15 protein-coding genes are annotated in these 21,192 nt (G+C 57.1%); 11 read left to right on the top strand and 4 right to left on the bottom strand.

Going from position 1 to position 21,192, the window contains the following annotated elements:
• Positions 1–3 precede the first annotated feature (3 nt).
• Both R0125_RS08230 and R0125_RS08225 read left to right on the top strand, forming a co-directional pair.
• On the top strand, positions 4–1,950 hold the full coding sequence (locus R0125_RS08230) for an ATP-binding cassette domain-containing protein (protein WP_317237802.1): 1,947 nt from the start codon (positions 4–6) through the stop codon (positions 1,948–1,950).
• A complete protein-coding gene (locus R0125_RS08225) occupies positions 1,947–2,618 on the top strand; it encodes a DUF6901 family protein (protein WP_248183505.1) in 672 nt (223 codons plus the stop codon). Before R0125_RS08230 ends, R0125_RS08225 begins: the two co-directional genes overlap by 4 nt.
• 57 nt (positions 2,619–2,675) lie before the next feature.
• Here R0125_RS08225 and R0125_RS08220 read toward each other — a convergent pair whose 3' ends face one another.
• Both R0125_RS08220 and R0125_RS08215 read right to left on the bottom strand, forming a co-directional pair.
• A complete protein-coding gene (locus R0125_RS08220) occupies positions 2,676–3,107 on the bottom strand; it encodes a universal stress protein (protein ID WP_248183504.1) in 432 nt (143 codons plus the stop codon).
• Positions 3,108–3,268: 161 nt separating this feature from the next.
• On the bottom strand, positions 3,269–4,084 hold the full coding sequence (locus R0125_RS08215; RefSeq protein ID WP_317237801.1) for a hypothetical protein: 816 nt from the start codon (positions 4,082–4,084) through the stop codon (positions 3,269–3,271).
• A 438-nt stretch (positions 4,085–4,522) separates the two neighbouring features.
• Between R0125_RS08215 and fadB the strand changes: the two genes are divergently transcribed.
• The 3 genes from fadB to topA all read left to right on the top strand — a co-directional run bounded on the left by fadB (position 4,523) and on the right by topA (position 10,757).
• Positions 4,523–6,670: a fatty acid oxidation complex subunit alpha FadB gene (gene fadB / locus R0125_RS08210; protein WP_317237799.1), complete on the top strand. Its 2,148-nt coding sequence runs from the start codon at positions 4,523–4,525 to the stop codon at positions 6,668–6,670.
• A gap of 26 nt (positions 6,671–6,696) precedes the next feature.
• Positions 6,697–7,872, top strand: a complete 1,176-nt coding sequence (gene fadA, locus R0125_RS08205; RefSeq protein ID WP_248183500.1) for an acetyl-CoA C-acyltransferase FadA — start codon at positions 6,697–6,699, stop codon at positions 7,870–7,872.
• 248 nt (positions 7,873–8,120) lie between these two features.
• Positions 8,121–10,757 carry a type I DNA topoisomerase gene (gene topA / locus R0125_RS08200; RefSeq protein ID WP_248183499.1) on the top strand — a complete coding sequence of 879 codons (2,637 nt, stop codon included), beginning with the start codon at positions 8,121–8,123 and terminating at the stop codon, positions 10,755–10,757.
• 73 nt (positions 10,758–10,830) lie between these two features.
• On the opposite strand, the gene R0125_RS08195 is transcribed toward topA, so the two are convergent.
• A complete protein-coding gene (locus R0125_RS08195; protein WP_248183497.1) occupies positions 10,831–11,706 on the bottom strand; it encodes an NAD(P)-dependent oxidoreductase in 876 nt (291 codons plus the stop codon).
• A 117-nt stretch (positions 11,707–11,823) separates the two neighbouring features.
• On the bottom strand, positions 11,824–13,098 hold the full coding sequence (gltA, locus tag R0125_RS08190) for a citrate synthase (protein ID WP_317237797.1): 1,275 nt from the start codon (positions 13,096–13,098) through the stop codon (positions 11,824–11,826).
• 478 nt (positions 13,099–13,576) lie between these two features.
• Between gltA and sdhC the strand changes: the two genes are divergently transcribed.
• From sdhC to odhB, 6 genes are all read left to right on the top strand, one after another.
• Positions 13,577–13,957, top strand: a complete 381-nt coding sequence (sdhC, locus tag R0125_RS08185) for a succinate dehydrogenase, cytochrome b556 subunit (RefSeq protein ID WP_317237796.1) — start codon at positions 13,577–13,579, stop codon at positions 13,955–13,957.
• A complete protein-coding gene (gene sdhD / locus R0125_RS08180) occupies positions 13,945–14,295 on the top strand; it encodes a succinate dehydrogenase, hydrophobic membrane anchor protein (protein WP_248183494.1) in 351 nt (116 codons plus the stop codon). Before sdhC ends, sdhD begins: the two co-directional genes overlap by 13 nt.
• Positions 14,296–14,298: 3 nt before the next feature.
• Entirely contained in the window at positions 14,299–16,071 is a 1,773-nt protein-coding gene (sdhA, locus tag R0125_RS08175; protein ID WP_317237795.1) for a succinate dehydrogenase flavoprotein subunit, read from the top strand.
• A 13-nt stretch (positions 16,072–16,084) separates the two neighbouring features.
• Positions 16,085–16,789 carry a succinate dehydrogenase iron-sulfur subunit gene (locus R0125_RS08170; RefSeq protein ID WP_248183492.1) on the top strand — a complete coding sequence of 235 codons (705 nt, stop codon included), beginning with the start codon at positions 16,085–16,087 and terminating at the stop codon, positions 16,787–16,789.
• Between the two features lie 313 nt (positions 16,790–17,102).
• On the top strand, positions 17,103–19,940 hold the full coding sequence (locus tag R0125_RS08165) for a 2-oxoglutarate dehydrogenase E1 component (RefSeq protein WP_248183490.1): 2,838 nt from the start codon (positions 17,103–17,105) through the stop codon (positions 19,938–19,940).
• A 25-nt stretch (positions 19,941–19,965) separates the two neighbouring features.
• Entirely contained in the window at positions 19,966–21,192 is a 1,227-nt protein-coding gene (gene odhB, locus R0125_RS08160; RefSeq protein ID WP_317237793.1) for a 2-oxoglutarate dehydrogenase complex dihydrolipoyllysine-residue succinyltransferase, read from the top strand.

Raw genomic sequence — 21,192 nt, 5'->3', positions numbered from 1 at the left:
CAGGTGCCATTGTTAACGCTGGATGCCATTTCCCTGGCTTTTGGTATGCAGCCATTGCTGGACCAGGCCTCGCTGAATATTGAAGCAGGAGAGCGTGTTTGCCTTCTGGGTCGAAACGGAGAGGGGAAATCAACGCTGCTCAAGATTGTCAGCGGTGACGTGACCCCCGATGGAGGAGTAGTGCGGCTGGACGAGGGCGCGGTACTGGCAGTGTTGCCGCAGAACCTGCCGGCCACCGATACCCGCACGGCTTATGAGGCGGTTGCCAGTGCGTTCCCGGAAACAGGGCAGCTGCTTACCCGGTTTCACGCGCTTGCCCAGAATGCCGACGAGGCCAGTCTTGATGAAATGATGAAAGTGCAGGAGCGTCTGGAGGCACTGGATGGCTGGCGTCTGGATCAGAAAGTCACCGCCATACTTGCACAGTATCGCATCGATCCCGAACAGCGCCTGAACACCCTGTCTGGTGGCTGGCAGCGCCGTGTTCTGCTGGCAAAGGCGCTGGTTGCAGAACCGGACATCCTGTTGCTGGACGAGCCGACCAACCACCTGGATGTCCCCGCCATCGCCTGGCTGGAAGAGGCCCTCGGTCAGTTTCGTGGTGCCATGCTGTTCGTCAGTCACGATCGAGCCTTTATTCGGAAAATGGCGACCCGGGTTGTGGAGCTGGATCGAGGTAAACTGGTCAGCTTTTCAGCGAGTTACGACAAATACCTCGAACTCAAGGAAAAAGCCCTTGAGGAAGAGGAGCGGCAGAATGCGCTGTTCGACAAGCGCCTCAAGCAGGAAGAGGTGTGGATTCGACAGGGCATCAAGGCACGACGGACCCGCAATATGGGGCGCGTTCGCGCCCTCAAGGCCATGCGTGAAGAGCATCGTCAACGGCGAGTGCGCGGCGGCACTGCCAGCTTTGTGGTCGAGGATGCGGCGCGCTCCGGCAAGCTGGTGGTTGAGGCGAAAGAGGCCGGATTCCGCTACCCAGATGCTACGCCAGTGCTCAGCGACATGAATCTGACGATTCTGCGAGGCGACAAAATCGGTCTGGTAGGTGAGAACGGCACCGGTAAAACCACCCTGGTTCGTCTGTTGCTGGGTGATCTGGAGCCGACAGAGGGCAGTATCCGACGCGGAACCAATCTGGAAGTGGCGTATTTCGACCAGTTGCGCGGTGAACTGGATCTGGAGCGCAATGCCTTGGACAACCTGTCAGAGGGCCGTGAGTTCATTGAAATCAACGGCCAGAGCAAGCATGTGCTGGGCTACCTGCAGGAGTTCCTGTTCAGTCCGCAGCGCGCCCGCTCACCGGTAAGCGTGTTTTCCGGCGGCGAGCGGGCGCGGCTGCTGCTCGCCAAACTGTTCAGCAAGCCCGCCAATATTCTGGTGCTCGACGAGCCGACCAACGATTTGGATGTCGAAACTCTGGAGTTGCTGGAAGCCCAGCTGGTGGAATTCAAGGGTACAGTGATTGTGATCAGTCACGACCGGGAGTTTCTGGACAACGTTGTCACCGACACCATCTTTTTGGATGGCAGTGGCGCCGTGAGAGAGTATGTGGGCGGCTACAGCGACTGGCGGCGTCAAGGTGGCGCATTCCCTGCGGAACAGAAAGCGGCGCCTACGCGAAAGCCTGTCAAACCGGAACCCGCGCCCAGTATTGAAAAAAGCGAGATACCAGAGCAGAAAGAGCCCGTTGCTGTGGCGGAATCCACAAAAACGAAACCGGTAAAACTCAGTTACAAGCTTAAGCTTGAGCTTGAGGAATTACCGGGCAAAATTGAGGCTCTGGAGAACGAAGTGGCTGCATTGCAGGCAAGCATTTCTGATCCGGACTTTTATTCAGGCCCACCGAACGAAGTCTCGGCGACTCTGGAAGCGTTGACAGAAACGGAATCCCGTCTGGAAAAGGTTATCGAGCGGTGGATGGAGCTGGAAGAACAGGCCAATCAATGAACGTTAATTACAATTTCAAATTTCAGGATGGGCGTCAGGTTGAATTCAAGGTCACCGACCAGCCGGCTGAGGTGGTCTCGCCCCCGCCGGCATGGACGCGGCTGGAGCACTGTCAGTGCTCCAATTGTCCACTGAAGTCCGCGAACTCTCCCCACTGTCCGGCTGCCATTGAAATTCTGCCGGTGGTCAATGCCTTTCAGGCGGAAGATGCCTATCAGAAAGTGGATGTGTCCGTCACCGACGACAGGCGCACCTATTCCAAGACCACGGCGCTTGAGGAAGCGTTGCGTTCGCTGTTGGGGTTGAAAATGGCCACCAGTGGGTGCCCCGTGCTGGGCGAATTGAAGCCGATGGCGGTGCATCATCTGCCGTTCGCCAGCACCGATGAATTTATCATGCGCAGCGTGTCCCATTATCTGTTGCAGCAGTACTTTGCCCAGCGTAATCACCGGGACCCCGATTGGGATCTGAAAGGGCTGGTGGAGCGCAATCAGCGGTTACAGCTGGTCAACCAGGCACTGTGGCAAAGGATTCACTCGGTCTGCAAAGGCGACAGCAACCTCAAGGCATTACTGAACTTTTTCTCGATGGCTTCCAGTGTCAGTTTCTCCCTGGAAAGTCAGTTGCGTAAGCTGGAGAGCAAAATGGAGGGTGGGGCAGAGCACTGACCCCGTGTTGACAGCGGATGTGCCCGGTGCCGGATGTGCGGCGCCGGGCACAACCTGTCAATGAATGCGTACGGCCAGTACGTCGCACTCGGTACCGTGCAGAACGCCGTTTGCCGTTGAGCCCAGCAGCAACTGGAACCCCTTTCGCCCGTGGCTTCCCACGATCACCAGATCCACGCCGTGTTCCTTCGCCAGTCGGTGAATTTCCGATTCTGGCCGGCCGACGGACACCACCTGATTCTCCTCGCGCACATCATACTGGGTTCCATAGGTCGTCAGCTGTTCCCTGGCAGCCTTGTCGAGCTGGTCCTGCAGTTCGGTCAGATCCATCGGGATGTCGCCGCCATAGGCGTAGCCTACCGGCTCAACCACATGCACCAGGACCAGTTCGGCCTGGTGCGCCCTGCAGACCTCCACGGCCTTGGTCAGCACCTGTGGTGCCTCTTCGGTAAGGTCGATGGCAACCAGCACTTTCTTGTATGTAGGCATCGCATTGCTCCTTGGCGAACAGGGTGTTGTCTTACAGCATAACAATGAACTCAGGATAGTCGAGTTGTTGGGGGCGGGAAGTGACGGGCATCAAGAAGCGGGGCGGTTAACGTTAGCGAAGACCGCAGGCGAGGGGCCGCGATGGCGCAGCCCCGGGTGGGTCAGGCGTTTTCCTGCAGCAGTTCAATGGCGGTGGACAGCCCCTGCAGAATGCCCTTCGAATATCGGTCAATCACGAACGACACGTTGTTATCGTTATAGTTGATGTAAGAGCCGCGAATGAACTGCCATTTCGAGGACAGGTCGTTGAGTGCGGTATTCAGTTGGCCTTCACTGGAGCCCTTGTTGATTTCACTGAGCAGGGCGTCGAATTCCAGCGCCTGCTGATCAAGCGGGATGTCAGAGGAGGAGCCCTGGAATGTCTGAGCAACCGTTGAATGGGTGCGAGCGGAGTACTTGGCCATCATTTGTGCCATTGTGATGGCGGCTGAACGGGCCGCTTCCACCCGCGGGTTGTCGCCGGTTTCGCCGCTGTCCTGGGCAATCACGTAGAGCGCTGTGGCCTTTTCGCTCAGGGCCGAGGCCTGGTTGGCCATGTCAGAAACCAGCCTCAAATCCGGGTAGCCGGTGTTGCGCACATCATTGATGTTGTCGCGCATCAGATTCTTGAAGGTGTCGAAGGCCTGGTTGAGGCCTTCAACCTGCTCCTCGCTGAGAATGCCGACTGTGCTTTCGGCCAGATCGTTCATGGAGGTATTGGCTTCATTGATACTGCCGACGATTTCGTTGAGAGTGTCGGTGTCCCCTGTGGCACTGAAACGGTAGTAGGCATCAAGGGCGAGGTAATTGCTGACGCGGAAGTTGTGGAGATCCGCCAGGAATCCGTCTCCGGTTTCTGCCCGGGCCGTCAGGGAGGTGAGGGCTAGCAGAATCAAAGCTGCCACCAGTGAGCGTACCCGCAGGCGAGCGTCGTTCATCGGAAATGTCTCCGTCAATGGGTTTTATTATTGTGGACTAAGGTCTTAAACCGAAGGTAAAGTAACTCTACCGGCCGATCAAGCGGTTTTACAGCCCGTAACACGGGGCAATTGGAAAGAACTGACAAATTTGCGTGACGAAGTTCCGGTTTCCTGTTCAGACACGGATGTACCGCACTGAAAAACAACAAATCCAAACCACAAATTCCCCGGTGCCTTCACGGATGTGGAGACTTTTGCGCCGATTTTTCCGAAACAAATTGACAAATGAGCTGTTTTTTTTCATCGTGTGCCCTCACGATTCAAACGACTGTATGAATTTTGAATCGGTTTCTCGGGCAGTGACCGAAATCTCGCTGCATCCGCAGGCCTTTGCCGACCACCTCCTGAAGGCGAAGCGTTTGCAGGCAGTTCCAAACACAGACTGGAGATCAGTTGATGATTTACGAAGGTAAAGCCATCACGGTTAAAGAGATCGAAGGCGGGATCGCTCAGTTGAACTTTGACTTGCAGGGCGAGTCAGTCAACAAGTTCAACCGTCTCACTATTGAAGAGCTCCACGCCGCGACTGACGCACTGAAAGCGCAGAAGAAACTCAAGGGTCTGGTGGTAACCAGCTCCAAGGACAGCTTCATTGTTGGTGCCGACATTACCGAATTCACCGAGTTGTTTGCCGGCTCGGAAGAGGATCTGGTAGCCAACAACCTCAAGGCTAATGACGTCTTCAACGCTATTGAAGACCTGCCGTTCCCGACCGTGACTGCCATCAACGGTATGGCGCTGGGTGGCGGTTTTGAAATGTGTCTCGCCACCGACTACCGGGTTATGGATCCGAAGGCCAAAGTGGGTCTGCCGGAAGTCAAGCTGGGCATCTTCCCGGGCTTCGGCGGTACCGTTCGCCTGTCCCGCCTGGTGGGTGTGGATAACGCTGTTGAGTGGATTTGCGGTGGTACTGAAAACCGCGCTGACGCTGCGCTGAAAACCGGTGCCGTTGATGCCGTCGTCGAGTCTGCCAAGCTGGTAGAAGCTGCCGTTGCCATCATCAACCAGTGCAACGAGGGCAAGCTGGATTACCAGGCCCGTCGTGACGAGAAGAAGGGCAAGATCAAGCTGAACGCCATGGAAAGCATGATGGCGTTCGAGATCTCCAAGGCGTTTGTGGGTGCCAAAGTGGGCCGGAACTATCCTGCGCCGGTTGAAGCCATCAAGACCATGCAGAAGCACGCCGGCATGACCCGTGACAAGGCCATCGAAGTGGAAGCCAAAGGCTTCGCCAAAATGGCCAAAACCAACGTTGCGGCCTGTCTGGTAGGCCTGTTCCTGAACGATCAGGAACTCAAGAAAAAGGCCAAGGCGTGGGAGAAGGAAGCCAATGATGTCAACCTGGCCGCTGTTCTCGGCGCCGGTATCATGGGCGGCGGCGTGGCGTTCCAGTCAGCGCTGAAAGGCACCCCGATTGTCATGAAAGACATCAACCAGGACGGTATCGCCCTGGGTCTGAAAGAAGCCAAGAAGCTGCTGACCAAGCGTGTCCAGAAGGGCAAGATGAAGCCGGAGCAGATGGCTGACGTCCTGAACAGCATCACGCCGACCCTCAACTACGGTGACTTCAAGAACGTTGACCTGGTGGTTGAAGCCGTTGTTGAAAACCCGAAGGTAAAAGATGCGGTTCTGCGTGAGACTGAAGACAATGTGCGTGAAGACGCCATCCTGACGTCCAACACCTCCACCATTTCCATCGACCTACTGGCCAAGAACCTGAAGCGTCCCGAAAACTTCTGTGGCATGCACTTCTTCAACCCGGTGCACATGATGCCGTTGGTTGAAGTTATCCGTGGCAAGAAAACCAGTGATCGCGCCATCGCGACCACCGTCGCCTACGCGAAAGCGATGGGCAAGACGCCGATCGTGGTAAACGATTGCCCGGGCTTCCTGGTCAACCGTGTCCTGTTCCCGTACTTCGGTGGCTTCATCGGCCTGGTGCGTGACGGTGCTGATTTCCAGAAAGTCGACAAGGTAATGGAAAAGTTTGGCTGGCCGATGGGTCCTGCATACCTGCTGGACGTCGTTGGCATGGACACCGGCAAGCACGCTGGTGAAGTGATGGCTGATGGCTTCCCGGACCGGATGAAGCACGAAGGCACCACCGCCATTGACGTGATGTTCGAGAACAAGCGCTACGGTCAGAAGAATGACAAGGGCTTCTACAAGTACGAACTCGACCGGAAGGGCAAGCAGAAGAAGGTTGTCGACGAAGAAACCTACAAGCTGCTTGAGCCGATCGTTCAGAGCAAGAAAGACTTCGAAGAAGACGACATCATCGCCCGCATGATGATCCCGCTGTGCCTTGAAACCGTTCGCTGTCTGGAAGATGGCATCGTTGAGGATCCGGCCGACGCGGACATGGGTCTGATCTTCGGTATCGGTTTCCCGCCGTTCCGTGGTGGCGCCCTGCGCTATATCGACGACCTGGGCGTGGACAAGTTCGTCGAACTGGCAGACAAGTATGCAGATCTGGGTCCTCTATACCACCCGACCGAGAAGCTGCGTGAAATGGCCAAGACTGGCAAGAAGTTCTTTGGCTAACCCTGATTCCGAACGGAGAAAGATCTATGAGCCTTAATCCGAGAGACGTTGTCGTCGTCGATTGCGTGCGGACTCCGATGGGTCGTGCCAAAAATGGTTGCTTCCGCAACGTGCGTGCCGAGACTCTGTCCGCCGCGCTGATCGAAGCACTGTTTGAGCGCAACCCGAAGCTCGAGCCGAAAGAAGTGGAAGATGTGATCTGGGGCTGTGTGAACCAGACCAAGGAGCAGGGTTTCAACGTGGCACGGCAGATTTCCCTGCTGACCCGAATCCCTCACGAGTCGGCCGCGCAGACCGTCAACCGTCTGTGTGGTTCTGCCATGAGCGCGATCCATACTGCTGCCCAGGCCATCATGACCGGTAACGGCGATGTGTTTGTGGTTGGTGGTGTGGAGCACATGGGCCACGTGCCGATGACTGAAGGTTTCGACCACAACCCGGCCGCCTCCAAGTATTCTGCTAAGGCGTCCAACATGATGGGCCTGACCGCAGAAATGCTGGCCAAGATGCATGGCATCACTCGTGAGCAGCAGGACGAGTTTGGCGCACGTTCACACCGTCTGGCCCAGGAAGCGACCGTTGAGGGTCGTTTCAAGAACGAAATCGTGCCCATCGAGGGTCACGACGAGAATGGCTTCAAGGTGCTGATCGAGAACGACGAAACCATCCGTCCCGAGACCACCGCGGAATCCCTGGGCCAGCTCAAGCCGGCGTTCGATCCGAAGAGCGGTACCGTAACGGCGGGCACCTCTTCGCAGCTGACCGATGGCGCTGCCGCCATGGTGCTGATGTCCGCCGAGCGTGCTGAAGCGCTGGGTCTGAAGCCAATTGCCAAGATCCGCAGCATGGCGGTTGCCGGCTGTGATCCCGCGATCATGGGTTACGGTCCGGTTCCGGCCACCAAGAAGGCGCTGAAGCGTGCAGGCCTGAAAGTTGAAGATATCGACTTCTGGGAACTGAACGAAGCCTTCGCGGGTCAGTCCCTGCCGGTTCTGAAAGACCTGAAACTGCTGGGTGTAATGGAAGAGAAAGTGAACCTGAACGGCGGCGCGATTGCCCTTGGCCATCCGCTGGGCTGCTCCGGTGCACGTATCTCTACCACCCTGCTGAATGTCATGCAGGCCAAAGGCGGTAAGCTTGGTGTTTCCACCATGTGTATTGGTCTGGGCCAGGGCATTGCGACCGTGTGGGAGCGTCTGTGATTCGGTAAACCGAATTGGCAACGTTCTTCAGGAGGCCCGGCAATTGCCGGGCCTTCCTGTTTATGCTTCATTTAAAAAAAGCAGAACGGAAAACCAAGAATGGGTTGTCTTGCATTTGTTGACCCTGTAAAACAATGCACTTATACAATGTTCCGGCTATGGTGTGTTTTCTAGCCGACTGATTTTACAGCGAGTTTACGGTTTGCTGAATTATTAACCGATTATCGCCAAGGATACAGATCTCCGATATGGGTAAAAGTCTCGTTATTGTCGAGTCGCCTGCGAAAGCGAAGACCATCAACAAGTACCTGGGGTCCGACTTCATTGTAAAGTCGAGCGTCGGGCACATTCGTGATCTTCCGGTCAGCGGCAGCGGCTCTCAGTCAGATCCCAAAGAGCGCGCGAAACAGGCGGCGGCGACGCGCAAACTGAGCCCCGAAGAAAAGGTGGCTCACAAAAAGCGCAAAGCTCGTGAACAGCTGGTCGCCCGCATGGGTGTCGACCCGGATCAGGACTGGAGTGCACGTTACGAGATTCTGCCGGGCAAGGAGAAGGTGGTCAGCGAACTGAAGCGCCTGGCCAAGTCCGCCGACCACATTTACCTCGCGACGGATTTGGACCGCGAGGGGGAAGCCATCGCGTGGCACCTGCAGCAGACCATCGGCGGTGAGCCGGAAAAGTACCGCCGTGTGGTGTTCAACGAAATCACCAAACGCGCCATTCAGGCCGCGTTCGAAGATCCTGGCGCCCTCGACAATAACCGGGTCAATGCCCAGCAGGCACGACGTTTTCTGGATCGTGTTGTGGGTTACATGGTGTCACCTTTGCTGTGGGCGAAGCTTGCCCGCGGCCTGTCTGCAGGTCGTGTGCAGTCAGTGGCGGTGCGCCTGATCGTCGAGCGTGAGCGGGAAATCCGCAAGTTCATTCCGGAAGAGTTCTGGCAGCTGCACGCGGATCTGGGCGCAAAACAGGCTAAAGAGCCGGTCCGCTTCGAGGTTACCCGTTATCAGGACAAGCCCTACCGTCCGGTGAATGAGCAGCAGAGCAGCGAACACGTTGAGCGTCTCAAAGAGGGCTCGTTCCGGGTTGCCAAGCGGGAAGACAAACCCACTCGCTCGCGTCCGTCGGCGCCGTTTATCACCTCGACGCTGCAGCAGGCTGCCAGCAATCGTATGGGTTTCAGCGTCAAGAAAACCATGATGCTGGCTCAGCGCCTTTACGAGGCCGGCTACATCACCTATATGCGAACGGACTCGACCAACCTGAGTCAGGATGCAGTCAGCACCTGCCGTGATTTCATCCAGAAACAGTTCGGCGAGCGCTATCTGCCCGAGAAGCCGAGGGTATACGGCAGCAAGGAAGGCGCTCAGGAGGCCCACGAGGCCATTCGCCCGACCGAGGTGAGCCGCAGGCCGGCAGACATCAGTGGCCTCGAGAAGGACGCCGAGAAGCTCTACGATCTCATCTGGCGCCAGTTCATGGCCTGCCAGATGGCGGACGCTGAGTTCCTGAGCACGTCCATCGTGGTGGCCAATGGCGATTACGAACTGCGCACCCGCGGTCGCATCATCAAGTTCGACGGTTTTCTCAAAGCAGCGCCGCAGTCTGCCAAGAAAGACGAGGACGTGGCGCTGCCGGACATCAAGGTGGATGAGGCACTGGATCTGGCCAAGCTGGACCCGACCCAGCACTTCACCAAGCCGGCGCCGAGGTATACCGAAGCCAGCCTGGTCAAGGAATTGGAAAAGCAAGGCATTGGCCGCCCATCAACCTACGCCTCGATCATCTCCACCATTCAGGACCGAGGCTACGTGCGGTTGCAGAACCGTCGTTTTTACGCTGAAAAGATGGGCGAGATTGTCACCGAGCGGTTGTCCGAGTCGTTCCCCAATCTTATGGACTTCGATTTCACCGCGAAGATGGAAGACGAACTCGACGACATCGCCGGGGGAGAGGTGCAATGGAAGAAGGTCCTGAACGATTTTTACAGTCGCTTCCGCAAACAGCTTGAAACCGCCGAGAGCACTGAGGAGGGGGGGATGCGCGCCAATACCCCCACCGAGACCGATATCCCGTGCCCCACGTGCAGCCGGCCGATGCAGATTCGTGTGGCCAGCACCGGTGTGTTCCTGGGTTGCTCAGGGTATTCGCTGCCACCGAAGGAGCGTTGCAAAACCACCATCAACCTGGTGTCGGGAGATGAGGTAGTCAGTGCTGATGACGACGTGGAAGGTGAGGGCGAGACCCGCCTGCTGCGTAAAAAACGTCGGTGTGTGAAGTGCGGTACCGCGATGGACAGTTACCTGGTGGATGAAGGCCGCAAGCTGCATGTTTGTGGTAACAATCCGGATTGCTCCGGCTACGAGGTAGAGACGGGAACGTTCCGTATCAAGGGGTACGAGGGGCCTACGCTGGATTGCGACAAGTGTGGCTCCGAGATGCAGCTGAAAACCGGTCGTTTCGGCAAGTACTTCGGATGCACCAACACCGAGTGCAAGAATACCCGCAAACTGCTGAAAAGCGGCGAGCCGGCACCGCCTAAAATGGACCCGGTTCCGATGCCGGAACTGCAATGCCAGAAGGTGGACGATACCTACGTGCTGCGGGACGGTGCATCCGGTCTGTTCCTGGCGGCCAGCAAGTTTCCGAAAAACCGTGAAACCCGGCCACCGCTGGTGATGGAAATCAAACCCCATCGCAAAGAGATTGATCCCAAGTACGATTACCTGATGGACGCACCGGAGCGTGACCCTGAAGGTAATCCTACCGTGATCCGTTACAGCAGGAAGAGCAAGGAGCAGTATGTGATGTCCGAGAAGGACGGCAAGGCCACCGGGTGGTCAGCCTGGTACGCCAACGGCAAGTGGCAGCCGAAGGAAAAGTAAGGTTGTGACGGTTGCCCCTTCAACGTGATGGGTGAGGGGGCAGACCTTTGTCGCAGCGTTGTGCCGGGAATCTCTACCGGAACTTTCTCAGGCGCTGAATCAGTGATGAGGTGTCCCAGCGGTTGCCGCCCATGGACTGAACGTCGGCGTAGAACTGATCCACCAGCGCGGTAACGGGCAACGACGCGTTCACCTTGCGTGCTTCCTCAAGACAGATCCCCAGATCCTTTCGCATCCAGTCGACCGCAAATCCGTAGTCGAATTTGCCCTCGATCATGGTGCCCGAGCGGTTTTCCATCTGCCAGGACTGGGCGGCGCCTTTCGAGATCACATCGACCACTCTGGCCACATCGAGTTCTGCCTGTTCAGCAAAATGCAGCGCCTCGGACAGGCCCTGCACCAGTCCGGCGATAGCAATCTGATTGACCATCTTGGTTTTCTGCCCACTGCCGGCGGGCCCCATCAGGTTGAGTGCGCGGGCGTAGTGTTCCAGCACTGGCCGGGCCTGCTCGAATACCTGCGGATCACCGCCGCACATAATGGTGAGCTGTCCGTTCTCGGCACCTTGCTGGCCCCCGGACACCGGCGCATCAATAAATCCCTGCCGACGTTTTGCAGCGGCAGCGGCCAGTCTGACGGCAACGCCGGCCGAGGCGGTTGTGTGGTCCACCAGGATGGCGCCCTCTGGCGCGTGACGTATAATGCCGTCGTCGCCCTCGAATACCGCCTTCAGGTCTTTGTCTGCGCCGACACAGGTCAGCACGATATCCGCGTCACTCACCGCTTCGGCAATGGAGCTGCAGGCGCGCCCGGTGTGTTCGCCGGCCCAGGCCTCGGCCTTGGCCGACGTACGGTTCCAGACCCTGACATCAATGCCCGCCCGGGCCAGATGGCCAGCCATGGGATAGCCCATAACACCAAGCCCGATAAAGGCTGCCTTGATAGTCATGCATCATCTCCCGCTGTGGTTGTGTTTGGCTTAACTTATCACAGGGAGAAGGGCGCCGCGCATAAAAAAAGGCCGCTGATTCAGCGGCCTTTTTCCATTCCGTTACCGTGCCTTCGATTACTTTTTCGGGTAATCGCGGGCATCGGAACCGGTGTACAGCTGACGCGGGCGACCGATGCGGTAATCGCCGGAAACCATTTCGTTCCAGTGCGAGAACCAGCCGATGGTGCGCGACAGGGCAAAGATGACCGTGAACATGGAGGTGGGAATGCCGATGGCCTTGAGGATCAGGCCGGAGTAGAAGTCCACGTTCGGGTACAGTTTGCGCTTCACGAAGTATTCGTCTTCCAGTGCGATCTTCTCCAGGCGCTGGGCGATCCTTAGCAGCGGATCATTTTCCAGGCCCAGCTCGGTCAGCACCTCATGGGCCGTTTCCGCCATGACCTTGGCGCGCGGGTCGAAATTCTTGTAGACCCGGTGGCCAAAGCCCATCAGGCGGAACGGGTCGTCCTTGTCCTTGGCCTTGGCAATGAACTTCTCGATGTTGGATTCGTCGCCGATCTCAGCCAGCATATCCAGAACCGCTTCATTAGCGCCGCCGTGAGCGGGCCCCCACAGGGCTGCAATGCCCGACGCGATGCAGGCATAGGGGTTGGCGCCGGTCGAGCCGGCGAGGCGCACGGTAGACGTTGACGCATTCTGCTCGTGATCCGCGTGCAGGATGAAGATCTTGTCCATCGCCTTCGCCAGAATCGGGTTCGGCTTGTACTCTTCACAGGGCACGCCGAACATCATCTGCAGGAAGTTCTCGGAATAGGAAAGATCGTTGCGCGGGTACATGAATGGCTGGCCGATACTGTACTTGTAACACCAGGCAGCGATGGTCGGCATCTTGGCGATCAGGCGATGCGCGGTGATTTCACGCTGATGCACATCGGTAACGTCCATCTGGTCGTGGTAGAACGCAGACAGCGCACCTACCACACCGCACATGATGGCCATCGGATGCGCATCCCGGCGGAAGCCCTGGAAGAAGTTGCGCATCTGGTCGTGCAGCATGGTGTGGTTTTTGATGGTTTCGTGGAAGCGCTTGTTCTCTTCCGGTGTCGGCAGTTCGCCGTTCAGCAGCAGATAGCAGACTTCAAGGTAGTCGGAATGTTCCGCAAGTTGCTCGATCGGGTAACCGCGGTGAAGGAGAACGCCGTTGGCGCCATCGATATAGGTGATGGCTGATTCGCACGCTGCTGTAGATACGAATCCGGGATCGTATGTGAAAACGCCTTCCTGGACGAGGCCTCGTACGTCGATAACGTCAGGGCCGACGGTGCCTGAGTAAACCGGTAGCTCAATGGACTTGTCCCCCACCGAGAGCGTGGCTTTCCTGTCGGTCATGGTGCTCTCCTATTTATCAGCTTTGACAGCTTTATCTACGTTCATAGATGCGCTTGGAAGGCGCGTATTATCGCAAAACTGGCGGCAAAATATAGGGCGTTGGCTTTTTTTGTCAATAAATGAGGTGGGAAAACTCAATATTTGACAGAAGCTGTCAATGAGGGGATACCCGAACAGGGCCGTGTCCGCGTTCAAATTGAATTTGTCAATCATCCATATAGTGGGTGTGAAGCCGCTGTTTACAGGCATTGGGCTGCGTTGCACGTTTGTAATTAAGGGGGGTACTCCTTATAATCCGTAGCCCGGAATCGGGGATATGCCTTGCCTTTGTGCCAACGATGGCAGGTGGCGCTTGGTGTTTTCTCCCTCCTGAGCCAATCGTGTGCGGGTTCCGCCAGCACGCTGATCCATTACATACCAACCATCCGCATCGGTCTTTTCGGCCGCCTGTGGAACCAAGAGAGAGTGTGAGAGCGCTGTGAATAGCAAACGACCAGTTAATCTCGATCTCGGCAAGTTTCATTTCCCACTGCCAGCCATTACGTCCATATTGCACCGCATCAGTGGCATCATCATTTTCGTTGGTGTTGCGTTCCTGCTATACGGACTTCAGCTTTCCCTGTCCGGGGAAGAGGGCTTCAGTCGAGTGAATGAACTGCTGAACAGCTTCCTGGCGAAGCTGATCATCTGGGGCATTTTGTCTGCTCTGCTGTACCACCTGGTTGCAGGTATCAAGCATTTGCTGATGGATATGGGCATCGGTGAAGAGCTTGAAAGTGGCCGTCTCGCCTCGAAAATCACCCTGGTGGTGTCCGTTATTCTTATTGTACTGGCTGGAGTTTGGGTATGGGCAGCGTAAATAGCGTAACGAATCTCGGCCGCAGCGGAGTTTTTGACTGGCTGATCCAGCGTGTCACAGCCTACGTACTCGCTCTGTACACACTGTTCCTGTTGGGTTTTATGGTGTTCAGTGATGTGAACTACGAAACCTGGTCAGCGCTTTTCGCACAGACCTGGTTCCGCATCTTTACCCTGCTGGCGCTGCTGTCTCTTGGCGCTCATGCCTGGGTGGGGCTCTGGACCGTCACTACCGACTACATCAAGGCCATGGCGCCGCGTTTCCTGGTACAGGCGGTGTGTGGTCTGACCATGTTCGTGTATGTGGTCTGGGGCATTCAGATTCTTTGGGGGCTTTAATAGATGGCTAATATCAAGACCATGTCTTACGACGCGATTGTTATCGGTGGCGGTGGTGCCGGTATGCGAGCGGCCCTGCAGTTGACCGAATCCGGCGTCAACACTGCGTGCATCACGAAAGTATTTCCGACCCGTTCGCACACAGTGTCCGCCCAGGGCGGTATCACCTGCGCGATCGCAAGCGCGGATCCGAACGACGATTGGCGCTGGCACATGTATGACACCGTCAAGGGCTCGGACTACATCGCCGACCAGGACGCGGTTGAATATATGTGTTCCGTGGGTCCACAGGCTGTGTTCGAGCTCGAGCACATGGGCCTGCCGTTCTCCCGCACCGAGCAGGGCCGCATCTATCAGCGTCCGTTCGGTGGTCAGTCGAAGGGTCCGGACAACCCGACTCAGGCAGCTCGAACCTGTGCAGCTGCCGACCGCACCGGCCATGCGTTGTTGCACACTCTGTATCAGGCAAACATCAAGGGCGGCACCACTTTCCTTAACGAGTGGTACGCGGTCGACCTGGTCAAAAACAGCAAAGACGAAGTGGTCGGTGTAGTTGCGATCGAAATTGAGACCGGCGAAGTGGCGTACATCAAGTCCAAGGCGACGGTTCTGGCCACTGGCGGTGCGGGCCGAATCTATGCCTCCACGACCAACGCCCTGATTAACACCGGCGATGGCATCGGCATGGCGCTTCGTGCTGGCTTCCCGATGCAGGACATGGAAATGTGGCAGTTCCATCCGACCGGCATATACGGTGCCGGCACGCTGGTAACGGAAGGTTGCCGGGGTGAGGGTGGTTACCTGATCAACGCCGAGGGCGAGCGCTTCATGGAGCGTTATGCGCCGAACGCGAAAGACCTTGCCGGTCGCGACGTAGTAGCACGTGCGATGGTAATTGAGGTCCTCGAAGGGCGCGGTTGTGGGCCCGAAAAGGACCACGTGCTGCTGAAGCTGGATCATCTGGGTGAAGAAACGCTCAACCTGCGGCTGCCCGGTATCTGTGAGCTGTCACGCACCTTTGCCCATGTGGATCCGGTCAAAGAGCCGGTGCCTGTGGTTCCGACCTGTCACTATATGATGGGCGGTATTCCGACGAACGTCGGAGGCCAGGCGCTGACCCAGGACGAGAACGGCAATGACAAGCCGATTCCCGGTCTGTTTGCCTGCGGTGAAGCGGCCTGTGTGTCCGTGCACGGTGCCAACCGTCTCGGCGGCAACTCACTGCTGGATCTGGTGGTCTTCGGCCGTGCGGCAGGCCTGCACATCGAAGAGCAGCTGCGCGGTGGTTTCGAAGTGGACGGTGCCAGCGAAGAGGACATCAAGCGCGCCATGGCTCGCCTTGATCGCCTGGACAACGCCTCGGAAGGTGAGAGCGTGGCTGCTGTCCGCAAGGATCTGCAGAACTGCATGCAGCTGTACTTTGGCGTATTCCGCGACGGCAAGAGCATGGAAGAGGGGCTGAAGAAACTGGAAGCCATTGGCGAGCGCGCGCGCAACACCAAGCTGGCTGATACCAGTAGTGCCTTCAATACCGCTCGGATTGAAGCGTTGGAACTCGATAATTTGTACGAAGTGGCTTTGGCCACTGCCATTTCAGCGTTCGAGCGCAAGGAAAGCCGCGGTGCGCACGCCCGGAACGACTTCACCGAGCGTGACGATGAAAACTGGCTGAAACATTCCATGTATTACCCGCTGGACAAGCGCGTCGGCAAGCGTGATGTGAACTTCAAGCCGAAGACCGTTGACACGTTTGAGCCGAAGATCCGGACTTACTAAGGGGGACCTGAACATGTTGGTAAGCCTTTATCGTTACAACCCGGAAAACGACAACGCGCCCTACATGCAGGACGTCGAGCTCGATATTCCGGAAGGCAAGGACCTGATGGTTCTTGATATTCTGAACCTCATCAAGGAGAGCGATCCGTCGATGGCCTACCGTCGCTCCTGTCGTGAGGGTGTATGTGGCTCCGACGGCATGAACATGAACGGCAAGAATGGCCTGGCGTGCATTACGCCCATGTCCCAGGTGGTCAAGAACAACAAGCTGGTGTTGCGCCCGCTGCCCGGCTTGCCGGTGATTCGTGACCTGGTTGTCGACATGAGCCTGTTTTACAAGCAGTACGAGAAGGTCATGCCGTATCTGGTCAACGACACGCCGGCGCCGGCGATCGAGCGGCTGCAGACTCCGGAAGACCGTGAAAAGCTCGATGGTCTGTATGAGTGCATTCTTTGCGCCTGTTGTTCCACCTCGTGTCCGTCGTTCTGGTGGAATCCTGACAAGTTCATCGGCCCGGCGGGCCTGCTGCAAGCCTATCGTTTTCTGGCGGACAGCCGGGATACCGCACAGGCCGAGCGTCTCGCCAATCTGGATGATCCGTTCAGCGTGTTCCGCTGCCGCGGTATCATGAACTGTGTTAGTGTTTGTCCGAAGGGCCTGAACCCCACAAGGGCAATCGGCCACATTCGGAACCTTCTGCTGCAGCGGGCAACCTGAAGCAGAAATCTGAGCAAGCGCTATACTGTTCTGATCAGGTTAGCACCCGGAAGGCCCTGCAACGATGCGGGGCCTTCAACCAAAGGCTTATAGTCAAAAGTCTTACCAGGGTGCACACTACGCAAGCCGTGACGGAAGCTTAAAAGGCATCCTCACGGCTTTGCTGAGTATAAAAAAACCACTGGGGAACGGAAAACATCCATGCTGGGTGTGGTGGCCAAAGTCGATCCCGTAAAAACCCGTATTGACTGAGAAATACCCCTGGCCGACCATATCGAGCTCCCCCGCACCAGCCCAAGGTGAGCTATTCAAAATGCACGAAAGCATAATGGAGCAGTTATGGCAGACTTCCCACTTGCAGGGGGGAAATCTCGCCTATGTTGAACAGCTTTTTGAAACCTACCTGACAGACCCGAATGCCGTTCCCGAAGAGTGGCGCAACTACTTCGACAAACTCCCCAGCGTCGATGGTTATCACGGTCGCGACATTGTTCACTCTTCCATCCGCGAACAATTTGAGCACATCTCCCGCAATCAGCGTTTCCTGGCCAGCAACGGCGTACCTGCCAGTGCGACTTCCGATGCCGACAAAAAGCAGATTCGTGTTCTGCAGTTGATCAACGCTTTTCGTTTCCGTGGTCACCAGGAATCGAAACTGGATCCGCTGGGAGTCTGGCAGCGCCCGCCGGTAGAGGATCTCGATCCGGCATTTCACGAGTTGTCCGAAGCGGACCACGATCTGGAATTTCAGACCGGCTCCCTGAGCTTTGGTTCCGAGACCATGAAGCTCGGCGATATTATCGGCGGTCTGCGCCAGACCTATTGCGAGAGCATCGGTGCTGAATACATGCATGTGGTCGATACCCGCATCAAGCGCTGGTTCCAGCAGCGCATGGAACCGGTCCGCTCACGGCCGGAGTACGAAGCCAACACCCGCAAACACATTCTTGAGCGCCTGACGGCGGCGGAAGGTCTGGAGAAGTATCTGGGCTCTCGTTATCCTGGCGTCAAGCGTTTTGGCCTCGAGGGCGGTGAAAGCCTGATTCCCTGCCTGGATGAGCTAATCCAGCGGGCCGGATCCTATGGTGCCAAGGAAATCGTTCTGGGCATGGCCCACCGGGGTCGCCTGAACGTTCTGGTCAACACCCTCGGCAAGAACCCGAAAGAGTTGTTCGACGAGTTCGAAGGCAAAAAACTGGCGGATTCCGGCTCCGGCGACGTTAAGTATCACCAGGGCTTCTCATCCAACGTGATGACCCCGGGCGGTGAAGTGCACCTGGCCATGGCATTCAACCCGTCGCACCTGGAGATTGTCTCGCCGGTTGTCGTGGGTTCTGTTCGTGCCCGCCAGACCCGTCGCAACGATAACGATGGTACCCAGGTGGTTCCGATCATCCTGCACGGTGATGCAGCATTCGCCGGACAGGGTGTGGTGATGGAAACCTTCCAGATGTCCCAGACCCGGGGCTACGGCATTGGTGGAACGATCCACATCGTCATCAACAACCAGGTGGGTTTCACCACCAGCAAGCAGGAAGACGCCCGTTCCACGGAATACTGTACCGACGTGGCGAAGATGGTGCATGCGCCGATTCTGCATGTGAATGCAGATGATCCCGAGGCGGTGATGTTCGTGACCCAGATGGCCATGGATTACCGTAACGAATTCAAGCGTGACGTGGTCATCGATCTAGTCTGTTATCGCCGTCGGGGCCATAACGAGGCGGATGAGCCTGCAGCGACTCAGCCGGTCATGTATGAAAAGATTCGCAAGCTGAAAACCACCCGTGCGCTGTATGCCGAAACGCTGGTCGCGGCCGGTGTGATTTCCGAGGACGAATCCAAGCAGATGGACCTCGACTACCGTGACGCATTGGACAAGGGTGATCACGTTGTAAAGTCGCTGGTCAAGAAGCCGAATAAAGAACTGTACGTTGACTGGACGCCATATCTTGGCCATGAGTGGACCGCCAAGTGCAAATCCAGTGTCGCACTGAAAACCATTCAGAAGCTGGGCAAGAAGCTCACCCAGGTTCCCGAAGGCTTCAGTATTCAGCGTCAGGTGTCCAAGATCGTATCCGACCGGGACAAGATGACTGCCGGTGCCCTTCCGATCAACTGGGGTTACGGCGAAGTGATGGCCTATGCCACGTTGCTGGATGAGGGTCACCCGATCCGCATTACCGGCCAAGACGTTGGCCGCGGCACGTTCTCGCATCGCCACGCGGTTCTTCACAACCAGAAGGACGGCTCCACCCACATCGCGCTGGCGCACCTTGCAGAGGACCAGCCGAAGCTGGAAATCTACGACTCGCTGTTGTCGGAAGAAGCCGTCATGGCGTTCGAGTACGGTTATTCGACCACCGCACCGGACGGTCTGGTGGTGTGGGAAGCCCAGTTCGGCGATTTTGCCAACGGTGCTCAGGTTGTTATCGACCAGTTCCTCACCAGTGGCGAACACAAGTGGGGCCGACTCTGCGGCCTGACCCTGCTGCTGCCTCACGGCTATGAGGGACAGGGGCCGGAACACAGTTCCGCGCGTCTCGAGCGTTTCCTGCAGCTCTCAGCCGAGCACAACATCCAGGTGTGCGTGCCGACCACACCGTCTCAGGTGTTCCATATGCTGCGCCGTCAGGTGAAGCGTCCGCTGCGCAAGCCGCTGGTGGCGATCACCCCCAAGAGCCTGTTGCGCCACAAGGAGGCGACGTCCGATCTTGAGGATCTGACGTCTGGCACCTTCCAGACTGTGCTGCAGGAGAAGGAGCCGTCCGATCCAAAGAAAATCACCCGCCTGATCCTCTGCAGCGGCAAGGTCTATTTTGACCTGCTGGAAAAGAAGAAAGCGGATGAACGGAACGACGTGGCGATTGTGCGAATCGAGCAGCTATACCCGTTCCCGGGCGATGATCTGGATGAACTTCTTGCCCAGTATCCGAAGCTCAAGGACGTGGCCTGGTGCCAGGAAGAGCCCATGAACCAGGGTGCGTGGTACTGCAGTCAGCACCACATGCGCAATGCGCTGCACCGCAAGAACACTAAATTGTACCTTCAGTATGCTGGCCGTGAGGCGTCTGCCGCTCCGGCGTGTGGCCATATGTCCGTGCATATCGAAGAACAGAAGAAACTGGTTAACGACGCGTTCGAAATCTGACGAGCTACCGAACTAAGGATCCGAGATGTCAACTGAGATTAAAGCCCCCGTTTTCCCAGAGTCGGTCGCAGAGGGCACCGTCGCGACCTGGCACAAGCAGCCGGGTGAAGCCTGTTCCCGTGATGAGCTGATTGTCGATATTGAAACCGACAAAGTGGTTCTCGAAGTGGTCGCGCCTGCAGACGGCGTGATCGAGGAAGTACTGAAAGGTGAGGGCGACACTGTAGAAAGCGGTGAAGTCATCGGCCGCTTCAAGGAAGGCGCCGCCGGCGAGTCCAAGCCTGCTGAAAGCAAGCCGGAAAGCAAAGAAGAAGCGCCCAAGGCCGAAGCCGAAAGTAACGCCGCCTCAGGTGACGCTATCCTTAGCCCGGCTGCTCGCAAGCTGGCTGAGGAGAACGACGTTGACCCGAATGCTGTGAAAGGTACCGGGAAAGACGGTCGCATAACAAAAGAAGATGTTCAAAATCATGTTGATACTGCGAAGTCCTCAGGCTCCGCTTCAACTCCGAAGCCGGCCGCTGATCTGCCCAAGGTAGACGTGAATGCCGGGGAGCGTGCCGAGAAGCGTGTGCCCATGACCCGGCTGCGCGCCAGCATCGCCAAGCGCCTGGTTAATGCGCAGCAGACTGCAGCCATGTTGACCACGTTCAACGAAGTGAACATGGCGCCGATCATGGAGTTGCGGAAGCAGTACCAGGACAGCTTCGTGAAGCGTCACGGCATCAAGCTGGGCTTCATGTCGTTTTTCACCAAGGCGGCGACCGAAGCACTCAAACGCTTCCCGGCGGTCAATGCCTCAATTGATGGCAATGACATGGTGTACCACGGTTACCAGGACGTAGGTGTGGCCGTGTCTACCGATCGAGGTCTGGTGGTTCCGGTGGTGCGCGACGTTGACGCGTTGGGCCTGGCCGACATCGAAAAGAAGATTGTTGAATATGGCACCAAGGCCAAAGATGGCAAGCTGGCCATCGAAGACATGACCGGTGGCACGTTCACCATCACCAATGGCGGCATTTTTGGTTCACTGATCTCCACGCCGATCCTGAATCCGCCGCAGACGGCGATCCTGGGTATGCACAAGATCCAGGAGCGCCCGATGGCGGTGAATGGCAAGGTCGAAATCCTGCCGATGATGTACCTGGCACTTTCTTACGACCACCGCATGGTTGATGGCAAGGAAGCCGTGCAGTTCCTGGTCGCGATCAAGGAAATGCTAGAAGATCCGGCACGTATTCTGCTGGACGTCTGA

This window comes from Marinobacter sp. M-5, from assembly GCF_032911545.1.
Taxonomy (GTDB): Bacteria; Pseudomonadota; Gammaproteobacteria; order Pseudomonadales; family Oleiphilaceae; genus Marinobacter; species Marinobacter goseongensis.
Note: the sequence above shows the minus strand (reverse complement) of the source record. Positions and strands in the feature narration are given on the sequence as shown.